Source organism: Paenibacillus sp. EB106-06-01-XG199, assembly GCF_058791575.1.
Window position 1 is genome coordinate 63,392 of sequence record NZ_JBYTDQ010000011.1, and the last position, 12,011, is coordinate 75,402.

9 protein-coding genes are annotated in these 12,011 nt (G+C 51.8%); 2 read left to right on the forward strand and 7 right to left on the reverse strand.

Translation table 11 applies throughout. The features are described 5' to 3' along the window. Window positions 1-36: 36 nt before the first annotated feature. Together xylB and xylA are read right to left on the reverse strand one after the other, a co-directional pair. Complete coding sequence (gene xylB, locus AC3WT9_RS29035) at window positions 37-1,533, reverse strand: xylulokinase (protein WP_341379846.1); 1,497 nt, start codon at window positions 1,531-1,533, stop codon at window positions 37-39. Between the two features lie 205 nt (window positions 1,534-1,738). Beyond that, on the reverse strand, window positions 1,739-3,055 hold the full coding sequence (xylA, locus tag AC3WT9_RS29040) for a xylose isomerase (protein WP_341096452.1): 1,317 nt from the start codon (window positions 3,053-3,055) through the stop codon (window positions 1,739-1,741). A gap of 416 nt (window positions 3,056-3,471) precedes the next feature. Here xylA and AC3WT9_RS29045 point away from each other — a divergent pair, with 416 nt between their 5' ends. Continuing rightward, window positions 3,472-4,632, forward strand: a complete 1,161-nt coding sequence (locus AC3WT9_RS29045; RefSeq protein WP_038596631.1) for an ROK family transcriptional regulator — start codon at window positions 3,472-3,474, stop codon at window positions 4,630-4,632. A 134-nt stretch (window positions 4,633-4,766) separates the two neighbouring features. Beyond that, window positions 4,767-4,967, forward strand: a complete 201-nt coding sequence (locus AC3WT9_RS29050; protein ID WP_341096454.1) for a hypothetical protein — start codon at window positions 4,767-4,769, stop codon at window positions 4,965-4,967. A 98-nt stretch (window positions 4,968-5,065) separates the two neighbouring features. Here AC3WT9_RS29050 and AC3WT9_RS29055 read toward each other — a convergent pair whose 3' ends face one another. From AC3WT9_RS29055 to AC3WT9_RS29075, 5 genes are all read right to left on the reverse strand, one after another. Continuing rightward, window positions 5,066-5,464, reverse strand: a complete 399-nt coding sequence (locus AC3WT9_RS29055; protein WP_492408445.1) for a GNAT family N-acetyltransferase — start codon at window positions 5,462-5,464, stop codon at window positions 5,066-5,068. 399 nt (window positions 5,465-5,863) lie between these two features. Then, window positions 5,864-6,097, reverse strand: a complete 234-nt coding sequence (locus tag AC3WT9_RS29060; protein WP_038596638.1) for a glutaredoxin family protein — start codon at window positions 6,095-6,097, stop codon at window positions 5,864-5,866. 90 nt (window positions 6,098-6,187) lie between these two features. Beyond that, entirely contained in the window at window positions 6,188-7,129 is a 942-nt protein-coding gene (trxB, locus tag AC3WT9_RS29065; RefSeq protein WP_341379849.1) for a thioredoxin-disulfide reductase, read from the reverse strand. A 198-nt stretch (window positions 7,130-7,327) separates the two neighbouring features. After that, the gene (locus AC3WT9_RS29070) at window positions 7,328-9,295 is read right to left on the reverse strand and encodes a heavy metal translocating P-type ATPase (protein WP_492408448.1); all 1,968 of its coding nucleotides are present in this window, start codon (window positions 9,293-9,295) and stop codon (window positions 7,328-7,330) included. A gap of 1,425 nt (window positions 9,296-10,720) precedes the next feature. Next, complete coding sequence (locus tag AC3WT9_RS29075; protein ID WP_341096461.1) at window positions 10,721-11,779, reverse strand: hypothetical protein; 1,059 nt, start codon at window positions 11,777-11,779, stop codon at window positions 10,721-10,723. Window positions 11,780-12,011: the final 232 nt, after the last annotated feature.

Sequence of the window (12,011 nt, forward strand, 5' to 3'; positions counted from 1 at the left end):
GCGGGCAGATCGTCAGCCCCATTCTTGCAAGCCCAGTTATTTCCGGTATGCAGCCAGCTTATCATTCAATTCGCGGGTCTGGCCGTATACGTCCTGGTAAATACTGAATAATCCATCATAGACCGCCACTTGCCCGGCATTCGGCTTAAATACTTCTGCAGGACGGATGAAAGCTTCTGCACATGCACCAAGGGAAGGGAACCAGCCGCTGCCGTAGGCAGCCAGCATTGCCGCACCCATAGCCGGGCCCTGCTCACTCTCCAGCTTGATAATCGATGCATTGAAAATATCAGCCTGCATTTGCAGCCAAGCCTCATTCTTCGCACCGCCGCCGATCGCCACAATCTCTGTAATTTCCTTACCCGATTCACGCACAATTTCAATCGACTCGCGCAGGGAGAACGTGATTCCTTCCAAGACCGAACGGGTGAAGTGGGACAAGGTATGGCCGGAATCCATGCCGATGAAGCTGCCGCGGATATTTGCGTCCGGATGCGGCGTGCGTTCACCAACGATGTACGGTGTGAATAACAGCCCGCCGCTTCCGACCGGCACATCGTTTACACCTTGCAGCAATTCGTCAAAGCTCTTCTCCGGTGCAAAGGTTTCTTTGAACCAGGTAAGACTATGGCCTGCAGCAAGAGTAACGCCCATAATATAATAGGCATCCTTCTCCCCGTGATTAAAGAAATGGACCTTACCTTCCAGATTAAGATCCTTGTTGCTCTCATAGGAGAGGACCACACCGGAGGTGCCGATGCTGCACATCGTCCGGCCTTCACCCAGAATACCGGCGCCGAGCGCGCCGCAGGCGTTATCCGCACCGCCGGCAAATACCTTTGTGGAAGTCAGAAGGCCGGAAGCTTCAGCAATCTCAGGCAGCAGCGTTCCCGTCAGATCGAAGGACTCTACCAGTCTAGGGCACAGCGAGACCGGCAGTGAGAAAGCTTCGGCAATTTCCGCACTCCACTGCTTTGCACCTACGTCCAGCAGCAATGTACCCGCCGCGTCGGAATAATCCATCGCATAATCACCGGTTAGACGGAAACGCACGTAATCCTTCGGCAGAAGGAACTGGTGCGCCTGCGCCAGCACCTCTGGCTCATTCTCCTGAACCCACAGGATTTTGGGCAGTGTGAACCCTTCCAAGGCACGGTTTCTCGCAATGTTGATCAGCTTTGTTCCCAGTTTCTTCTCGATTGCACGGCACTGTGCCGTAGTGCGGGTGTCATTCCAGAGAATTGCCGGACGCAGCACATTGCCTTCGCTGTCCACCAGCACCAGACCATGCATTTGCCCTGAAAAGCTGATGCCGTCCACTTGCGAAGGATCTACACCAGACACCTCGATCAGACGGCGGAGGCTGACCAGCGTTCCTTTCACCCAGTCCTCGGGATTCTGTTCACTCCAGTTCGGCTGGGGTCTGCTAAGCGGGTAGGCTTCGGAATGCTCGAAGGCCACCTTTCCCTGCGGATCAACCAATACAGTCTTTACCGCACTGGTCCCCAGGTCTACACCGATTACATATTTCATATTGATCCTCCTAAAAGTTATATGAAGCATTACTACATTTGACTCCACTTCGCAATATAACTCACTTCGTAAGCATCCGCTAAAAGTTATATGAAGAAACACCATTTACAAGAAAAGGGGCTGCCGAAGAATGCTCTCTTCAGCAACCCCCGTTGCGTTAATATCGGCTGAACTAAAGTCTGAGCCGTATGCTCAAGCCCTAATCCTACTCAGCCAGGATGTATTGGTTCAAAGTAGCTCTGAGCAGTTCTTGACGTCCGGACTCATTGCGGCGCGGATTTTCGTTGTTCAGCGCGTATTCGGCAAGCGAAGCCAATGTTGCTTTGCCGGAAACGATGTCTGCCCCTACGCCTTCATTAAAGCTGCTGTAACGTTTCGCGATGAAGTCTTCAAACACGCGGTCTTCAAGCAATTTAGCGGCAACTTTAAGGCCTTTGGCATAAGTGTCCATACCGGCGATGTGCGCCAGGAACAGATCCTCAGCTTCGAAGGAAGGACGGCGTACTTTGGAGTCAAAGTTGATTCCGCCTTTGCCTAGTCCGTCATTCTTGAGTACTTCATAAAGCGTAAGAGTTGCATCATAAATGTTAACCGGGAATTCATCGGTATCCCAGCCCAGCAATGTATCGCCTTGGTTTGCGTCAAGCGATCCAAGCATGCCGTTAATGCGTGCTACACGCAGTTCATGCTCAAAAGTATGACCGGCAAGTGTTGCATGGTTAGCTTCAAGGTTCAGCTTGAAGTGCTTGTCGAGGTTGTACTTCTGCAGGAACGCAATTGTTGTTGCTGCATCGAAGTCATATTGATGTTTGGTAGGCTCTTTTGGTTTAGGCTCGATCAGGAATTGACCGTCGAAGCCGATTTCCCTTGCGTAATCTACAGCCAGGCTGAACAGACGTGCAATGTTATCCTGCTCAAGGCCCATATCTGTGTTAAGCAATTCTTCGTAGCCTTCACGGCCACCCCAGAATACATAGTTTTGTGCGCCCAGACGTTTACCAACTTCCAGCCCCTTCTTCACTTGTGCAGCTGCATGTGCAAAGACATCAGCATTAGGAGTGGAGCCTGCACCGTGCATATAACGCGGGTTAGTGAACATGTTGGCTGTGTTCCACAGCAATTTCTTGCCAGAAGTCTTCATGCCTTGTTCAAGGATATCTACGATGGTATCAATGTTGCTGTAGAACTCACGCAAGGATGCGCCTTCAGGAGCGATGTCCACATCATGGAAGCAGTAGTAAGGCAGGTCCATCTTCTCCATGAATTCAAAAGCCGCTTCAGCGCGGGCTTTAGCCTTGTCCAGGCCACTCAGGTGATTCCAGCTGCGGATTGCAGTTTCTGCGCCGAACGGATCGGAACCGCCAGCAGTTAATGTATGCCAATATGCCATTGCAAACTTCAGGTGCTCTTCCATGGTTTTGCCGGCTACGATTTCTTTAGGATTGTAGAATTTGAATGCGAAAGGGTTGGTGGAACGGCTTCCCTCGTAAGAGATCTTGCTCACTGTTTCAAAATAAGCCATTTGTAAAATCCTCCTCGATATTTTGCTTCGCCCGCAAGCGTTTACAGCATCATCTTAACACATCTTCAGAACTTTGTATATTGGTTAAACAAAGTTTTGAACAACTTTTTATTTGTCTATTTCTTGTCATCCGCAAGCAGGGCCAAATACCCGTACCCTGCCCGTTCTATCGTTTAACATGACCATAAAGTACCCTTTGACAGCACCGCCTATGCGTTGCCATTCGTTTGAACACAATGCTGCTAAGCCTCAGAACAGCCTGTGAAAAAGTCTGAATTCCCTCTGATGTATTGAAAGAGCAGTCCTCTTTCCCGCGCTTTCTTCCGTCGCTTCCTGTTGCATTTTTCCGCACATCACTCTAGACTAAGTGGCATACTACTCTAATGAGAACGTTGTCAAAAAAGGAAGTGTACTTCGTGAAAGTTACCGGTGACCAGGCGCTGGTCAAAAAAATCAATAAGTCGATTATTTTACATATGATCCGCACGCATTCTCCGGTCTCCCGGGCCAAAGTCTCCGAGATGACCGGCCTTAATAAAGCAACCGTGTCCAACCTTGTCGCCGAGCTTTGCGGACAGGAGCTTGTGACTGAAGCCGGCCCCGGGGAATCCAGCGGCGGACGCAAACCGCTCATGCTGCATTTTAACAAGATGGCGGGAAGCGTCATCGGCATTGAGCTGCGCGTAAAGCAGCTCACGGCGGTGCTCTGCGATCTGGACGGCGGCGTACTTCACGAGCGGGATTGCCGGTTGGATGCCCATGATTTCCCTTATGTTGTGAATCAGATGAAGGCTATCATTGCGGAACTGATTACCAAATCCCCCGCGTCGCCTTACGGTATCGTAGGAATCGGAGTAGGTGTCCCGGGGATGGTCGATGAGAACGGCGTGGTGCTGTTCGCCCCCAACCTTGGCTGGGAGATGGTGGATTTACGTTCCATTCTGGAGAGTACCTTCGCTGTTCCCGTCACGATAGACAATGAAGCCAATGCGGGTGCACAGGGAGAGCTTAATTTCGGAGCGGCCCGGGGCGTGCGCCACCTGCTGTATATCAGTGCAGGTTCAGGGATCGGATCGGGAATTATCATCGGGGGAGAACTGTACAAGGGCGCCCGCGGATATGCCGGAGAAACCGGGCATATGACCATTGAAGCGGAAGGCAAACCCTGCAGCTGCGGAAGCCGGGGCTGCTGGGAGCTATATGCCTCCGAGAAGACCTATGACAACTCAAACTTGTCATTACCTGCCCGCACTACTACAGAACTGGTCCGCCATGCGCTGGACGGGCAGGAGGATACGCTGCGCCACTTCTCAACCATGGGCGAATATCTGGGCATTGGCGTCACGAATCTGATCAACAGCTTCAATCCGGAGCTGATAGTTATCGGAGGAGCCCTCTCCGAGGCCGAGCCTTGGCTCGGCGAACCGCTGCGCAGCGTAGTGGCTAAGCGTACGCTGCCCTACCATAAGCAGCAGCTGGAGATCACTTTTTCCAAGCTGGGCAGCCGCGGGACCATGATCGGCGCGGGCTTTTCCGCCGTGATGCATTTTCTCGGCAATATCAGGGTAACCCTGTAGACAAATTGACGTAAATTTGCCGCATTTAAAGCAGCCCAAAGTGCAGCAATAAGCAGGGCAATCCTTTATAATTAGGTCATAACTGTGTGACATATGTCACCATCACCCCTTTTTCTGAAAGCGAGAGTGAGTCTATGACCTATGTTGATACGTCTGATCTTTCAGTGCAGATGTTCATCACTGTGCTGCTGCTGCTGCTCATCATTGCTCCTTTAGTCAGTCTCGGTGTACTGCGTCTGTTCCAATCGAGGAAGAAATCGGGATTCATGCTTATTATCAGCGGTGTTGTTGTATACGCTATTTTTCAAGTAATCATGTCCTTTACCCAAGCTTAAGCGAGAGCTTCCACTCCTTTGCTCCTGCCCGTACAAAAACTAGCCGGCATCACAAAAGCAGACTATTTTTTGTACGGAAACTTGCTCCCCGGACTGCCTTAGCTACGTTCTGCGTCATTTAGAGAAAGACTGCAGATGAAGCGCTCGACTCCGGGATATTTTTCCCCCAGACTCTTAACTGCAAATCCGCTACTCCTGTAGAACCCAACAGCATCATGGTCTGTCTCCGCGGTTATCGTGTCATATTCAGCAGTTCTGCCGAGTTCCTCTATCATCTTTCTGCCGATCCCTTTCCCGCGCCACTGCTCCTGAACTGCAAGATGCCTGATCTCCGCCGCTTTCCTGGAATGCCGCATGATTCCGATGATCCCTGCCAACCGTCCATTCTCTAAGCAGCCCAGCAATTCTGTACAATCATTTGTAATATATCCCGCAAGCACCTGCTCGATTTTCTCATCAAGCTCCTCATCGGCAGCCCACATGCACTCGGCCAGCAAACGTTTTACTGCCCCGGAATACTTATATATAGATTGAACTTAAGGTTTTAGAGTACAGGATCAGTCGCAACTACGGAGAATATTTGGACTTCCGGCCGCTGTTGTCTTCAGATTTCTTGATTTTAACCGCTCTTAGCGGTAGAAATCCGAAGACAAAGGCGGACGCTACCGCTCCTCCAGTTCCAAAATCCCCCTCCGTTCCTCCTTTTCCTTATCTCAAGTTTTTAAGTTCAATCTATATAGTCCTTTAAATTCATTAACAAGGTTCGCAGCATCCTTTCATCGGTTGGAGATCCATATGTACATTAAACTATTCGGGCGGAATTAAGTCCGGCAACGCAAAGACCGCCCCCATCTCGGAAGCGGCCGGTATCCTCTTATTCAAGAGCAAAGGCTGTATTATACAGTTGCCAAAGCCTTGTCGAATTGCGTTTTGTTCATGCCTACGATTTTGAAATCGCCGATGACGGTTACAGGTACAGCTCTCATACCCATATCCCAAACCTGCTGCGCGTAATCATCATTCTGCTCGATGTTGCGTTCCTCGTAGGATACACCTTTCTCGCTCAGGAAGCTCTTCACCTGACGGCAATGCGGGCAATTGGTAGAAGTGTATACAATTACATTCTCCATAGTTGATTTCCTCCTTAATTTTATATGAACAGTATAGATCAGGGTAGTATCTATTGTAGCACCGGAGTGCCTTTTATTCCAAATAGAGGGTTACAAAATAACCGCACTGTGCTCCAGGCTTTCAATGTATTTCTCAGCATCCATTGCTGCCATGCAACCACTGCCCGCTGCCGTAATGGCTTGTCTGTAACGGGTATCCTGAACGTCGCCGCAAGCAAATACGCCGGGAATATTGGTTTCGGAGGTGCCCGGATTGGTCACGATATACCCGCTCGCATCCGTTGTAATTTGACCACCCAGGAAGGAAGTATTCGGATGATGGCCGACAGCTACAAATACACCGCTGGCTGCAATGAATTCCTCTTCGCCGGTTTCATTATTAAGCACCTTCAGACCGTTCACGCCTTTGTCCCCGGAAGTCACTTCCAGTGGAGTACGGTTCAGCCCCCAGGTCACCTTGGCATTATCGCGGACACGCTCCTGCATAATTTTGGAAGCACGCAGCTCTTCACGGCGGTGCACAAGGGTAACTTTCGAAGCAAAACGGGTCAGGAAGCCAGCTTCCTCAAGGGCGGAATCACCACCGCCGACAACGACGATCTCTTTGCCGCGGAAAAAGAATCCGTCACAAGTCGCACAAGTGCTGACACCGCGTCCGATATTGTCCTGCTCACCGGGAATGCCGAGATATTTTGCCGTAGCACCTGTCGATAGGATCAGTGTATCTGTAGTCAATGTGCCCATACCTTCAACGTTCAGCTTGAACGGACGATCTCCCAGCTCTACACTGTTCACCCAGCCTGTAATAAACTTTGCACCGAAACGCTCAGCCTGCTTACGCATATTGTCCATGAGTTCAGGACCCATAATACCTTCAGGGAATCCGGGGAAATTCTCAATTTCCGTTGTAGTGGTAAGCTGACCACCCGGTTGCGGGCCTTCAATCACCAGCGGATTCAGGTTGGCGCGGGCCAAATAGATAGCAGCAGTCAGTCCGGCCGGTCCGGTACCAACGATAATGGATTTGTACATGACTATATCCTCCTTGAGATGGACGGTTAAGCGTCAATCCTTAATTAAAATTATTATAATGTAGTACTTATTATGATCACCCAAGGAGGAGTTGTCAATATGCCAGACACGCTGTAATCGTACCCATTTTGTGAACAATTCAATTTTAAGCAATTAAATTTCCGGAATACCCTGTAGGTTTGTCAATTTCAGCTTTAATTAGCGTAAAAGTCTTAATCCGTTCAGGATCACGAGAATTGTGCTGCCTTCATGACCAACAACACCGAAGGGGAGTGCGATCCCCTGCAAAAAGTTGCCCAGCATCAGGCTGACGATCACGGTAACAGCAAAGATCATATTCTGCTTCACAATACGCTGCGACCGGCGGGCCAGCGCAATGGTCGAAGAAATCTCTTCAATATTATCGTTCATCAGGACCACATCGGCAATCTCAAGTGCCGCGCCGCTGCCCTTCATGCCCATCCCCATGCCAACGGTGGCCGTTGCCAGAGCCGGAGCATCATTGACCCCATCACCAACCATAATCACATGGCCATATTGCTCACGAAGCGCTTTAATATGACTTACTTTATCTTCCGGCAAAAGATCGGCAAATACCATGTCCACTCCCGTTCTTGCTGCCATCGCCTGCGCCGCCTCTGCCCGGTCCCCGGTCAGCATAGCCACCTTAATTCCCAGCTTCTGCAGCTTGCGTACAGCAACTTCCGCCTGAGGACGCACCGTATCCTGCAGCGCAATCATCCCGGCGATTTTGTCACCGGCCAGAATTAGCGACACGGTCTTTCCATCCATCTCGAACTGCTGCCGCAAGGTTTTCCAGTGTTGTACTGGTTCGTCATCTCTCTGAACTTCCGGCTCATCCAAAAGATTCGATTTGCCGATTCTCCATTGTTGGCCTTGAACCGTGCCTTCAATCCCCCAGCCGGTTAAAGATTTGCTCTCCTGGATATTGTACAGCTCCACCTGCTCCTCCTCAGCCATGCGGACAACCGCCTCCGCCAGCGGATGGCGTGACAATTTCTCAATGGATGCGCTGACCGCCAGCAGCTCCCTCCGGTCATACCCCTCTCCGGCGATAAAATCCGTTACCTGCGGGATTCCCTCAGTCAACGTTCCGGTCTTGTCAAAAGCAACCACGGACGTCCGCGCCATATTCTCCAGGTGCACGCCACCTTTGAACAGGATGCCTTTGCGCGCACTTTTGGAAATGGCCGACAGCATGGCAGGCATGATGGATGAGACCAGCGCACACGGTGAAGCCACCACCAGAAAGACCATCGCTTTATAAAAAGTATCGCTCCAGCTCCAGTCCAGCAGATATGGCGGCAATGCAATCAATGCAACCGTTGCAGCCACAACCACCCGGGCATAAATCGACTCCAGCCGTTTAATAAACCGCTGTGAATCCGGCACTTCGCTCTCCGCCTCTTCCACCATCTTAATAATCTTGGCAAAAAGGGTGTTCTCTGCAGCCTTGGTAACTTCGATATAAAGCGGGCCTTCCCCGTTCACCGTCCCGGCGAATACTTCACTTCCGGCTGTTTTCTCTACCGGCAATGATTCGCCTGTGATCGAAGCCTGATTGACGGCCGATTCGCCCCGGCACACTTTACCGTCAGCGGGAATCAGTTCACCGGGCCGCACCAGCAGCAAATCTCCGATGGCCAAAAGATCAATTGCAACCTCGTTCATTGCCCCCTGCTCAATGCGCACTGCCGTGGCTGGCTTTAGGGCCATCAGGGAGGAGATGTCCTTTTTGCTGCGCTCCATGGTATAACTCTCCAGAGCGCCGCTCAGTGCAAAGATGAAGATCAGCATCGCACCTTCGTTCCAGTAGCCGATTGAAGCGGCGCCCAAAGCGGCAGCAATCATCAGCAGGTTGACATCGAGGTCGCGTTCCTTGACCAGTGTCTCCACGCCTTCCTTCGCTTTAATCCAGCCGCCTACCGTGTAAGAGATCACATAGAGCAGCACTGAGAGGATTTCCGACCAGCCGCTGGTTGCCCAAGCAATCAGCATAAGTAATCCGCTGCCCAGGGCAGCCTGCATTTCAGAATTGCCCAGTATAGCCTTCGGATCGAAACGTCGCGGCTCCGGTGTACGGGGCTGCTGCGCGTTGCCTTGGCGCGCTATTGGTTTTGGCATTTGTTTGGATGTTGCATGCATGTAAAATCACCTTCCTGATTGGTTTAGGAGCATTGGCATTCTGTCCCTGACAAGATGAAGAGCAGCCAACTGAGAATGAGAGCCATTATTAAAGCCCTTAAAATGACACATGCTGCCCCGGCTCAGCCGGGACAGCATGGTAAATGAGAATGATAATCATTGTTGCAATAGCGCAAATATATTTCCTCAGTGCAACTTATAGTAATACTATACCACTTTCCGTTCGAATGTAAACCCGGAGACTAGCCTTTTTTTTGAGGGGGGTACGGGGATGACGATTGCAATATGGGAGAGAGAGTGAGTGTGAGTGAGTGAGTGAGTGAGTGTGTGTGTGTGAATGAATGAATGAATGAATGACGAGTGTGGGTGCGTGCTTGGGGAAACTGGGTATTGTAAGCAACGGCTTAACTTGGACATTGGGTAACGCAAGAATCAAGAGAACAAAGGTAGGATCAGCAACGCGGGGATCATGAGCACAGTGTACATGGGTAACTGGAGGATCGTGGATATCAAGGCTTGACGGTAACCTTAACATCGCAAGCATTGGGAGCAACAGTGTACGTGGGCTAATGGGTCACGGGGAAATCAAATCGTGGGATTGAAGTAACCTCAACATCGCGGGCATTGGGAGCAAAGGTGTACGTGGGCTAATCGGTCACGGGGATATCAATTCGTGGGATTGAGGTAACCTTAACATCGCGGGCATTAGGAGCAAAGGTGTACGTGGACTAATCGGTCACGGGGATATCAATTCGCGGGATTGAAGTAACCTCAACATCGCGGGGATGGGAGCAACAACGTACACGGTTTGTCCTGCTGGTGCTGCCCCCCTCCCTTCGAACGCAAACATCCCCTTGTTTACCGCAGCAATGCGGAACAAGGGGATGCATCGGTTACCACGTTTTTAATTGCTTTAAGAATCAAGAAAAGGAACACTTGGCTGAACCAAATGGATCGAGTGCTTTGTCTGCTATCTGCCCGGCTAGGTGTATTTACTGCAACTATTCACCGCAAAAACAAACGTTTCAGTGAAATAGTTGTAGTTCATGCAACTAAAAATAGCCGATTGCTCCTCTGCAGGCTGATTTTGCTTTTATAGCTGTATTGAATGCAACTATAGCTCAATAAAGCTTAAAAAGTAATGAAATAAATGTACAAAGTGCAACTATCCCCCGAGACCTCATCATTCGGTTAAATTGCAGCGACTTCTACCCCAGCCAGTATCAAGCTAAATAGCTTCCGGGGAAGTTAGTCTAATGCCCGGATGCGGGCTATTCGTTGTACAGATGCCCGGAATACCAGAAATCATTTGAACAGGCACACCAATGATAACGGATATGCGAGCCGCCGCATGAAATGGCGGATATTCACTGGACAGGCGCCCGTTCGCCGGCTATTGCCAGAGCAGGAGGGCGCCAGGAAATCCTACAGCCAACCGCCGGCGGCTGGATCTTCGTGATGGTCCTGCCGGGCCATCCAGGTCAGGCAGGCTGCCCTGAGCAGCGCTTCGGTCCGCTGGCCAGCGCTGCAAAAGATCCCGCTCATGCCGATCGCATACAGATCGGCAAGCGCGGCCGCCGCCGGTGCCCCCGCGGCGAGCACCACCGCCGCCGGCTTCACGCGCCGCACGGCGGCCAGCATCTCTCCCGCCGCACGGGCAAAGCCCTCGGCGGAGCTGGCTTCCGGCGCGTCCCCGCAGGCCGCGCCGTCCAGCACAAGGAAATCGGCGATACGCGCGATTTCCCCGGCGGCGTGATGCGCACCGGGCGCGATCAGCGCCCCGGTGCGGCAAGCCGCCGCATAAGCGTGGCCGAGTGTCTGTTCGGCCACGCCCTCGATGAATTCGCGCATCACCGCGAATTCGGGCGCGCTGGCGGGGTATGGCGCCAGCAGATCCACGCGGCAGTCGCTGCCCAGCCGCTGGCTCTCCGCCACGGCGGAGAACAGCGCTTCGAGCTGCGCATCCTGAAGCACGGCCAGCCTTGCAGGCAACGCGGCAAGCTCCGGCGTATATAGCAGGGTGACTGCGGTCCAGGCCCCGTCTGCTGATTCCAGCAGCGCCAAGGATGCGGCCCGCAGCCGGTAATAGATCCGCTGCAAGGTCCGTTCCGTCTGGACTTCATCTTCACTCGTCAACCAGCTGTCATACAGCTCGGCTAGCTCGGGAGTATTGAGCCACTCTTCGCTCCGGATCAGACAAGGGCCCACTGGAGCCGTTCCGGCATCCTCCCGGAAGAGCGGGCGATCCTCACAGCCGTCACGCAGCACCAGAAAGGCCGGACGTTCTCCCGGACGCTTGAAATAAGCACGGTTTAATGGGCCCATTCCCTTTTGCCGCTCCCCTTCGTCGATAAATTCCGCAGCAGCGGAAGCCACAGATGCAGCCTGGCTCATCTCCACTCCTATAGCCCGATCACCGGCGTTATACTTGAACGGGCGCTCCTCATTACTCCGAACATGATCCTGCTGTTGTTCACCCTTCATCACCGCACCCACCTTTTTGGCATTGGATTGCTGCCGGCATCCGTTTTAGGGACGTGTTAACACCGGCATGTTACGCTGCTTCTTTTTATAAATACGGGAATGGGCCATGAAATATGCAAGCGTTGTCAAATGAGTAAGTTCTTAACGGAGTTTGCAGAAGCATGAAATCACCCGGCGCTCCCTTGTGTAAGGCATATGCTTTGAGGGGAAACGATATTCTGCATTCCTTCAG

Bases quoted from the DNA above. Each gene is read 5' to 3' on its own strand.
- xylB (WP_341379846.1), bottom strand. From the start codon at position 1,533: ATGAAATATGTAATCGGTGTAGACCTGGGGACCAGTGCGGTAAAGACT.
- xylA (WP_341096452.1), bottom strand. From the start codon at position 3,055: ATGGCTTATTTTGAAACAGTGAGCAAGATCTCTTACGAGGGAAGCCGT.
- AC3WT9_RS29050 (WP_341096454.1), top strand. From the start codon at position 4,767: ATGACCTATGTTGATACGTCTGATCTTTCAGTGCAGATGTTCATCACT.
- AC3WT9_RS29060 (WP_038596638.1), bottom strand. From the start codon at position 6,097: ATGGAGAATGTAATTGTATACACTTCTACCAATTGCCCGCATTGCCGT.
- trxB (WP_341379849.1), bottom strand. From the start codon at position 7,129: ATGTACAAATCCATTATCGTTGGTACCGGACCGGCCGGACTGACTGCT.
- AC3WT9_RS29070 (WP_492408448.1), bottom strand. From the start codon at position 9,295: ATGCATGCAACATCCAAACAAATGCCAAAACCAATAGCGCGCCAAGGC.
- AC3WT9_RS29075 (WP_341096461.1), bottom strand. From the start codon at position 11,779: ATGAAGGGTGAACAACAGCAGGATCATGTTCGGAGTAATGAGGAGCGC.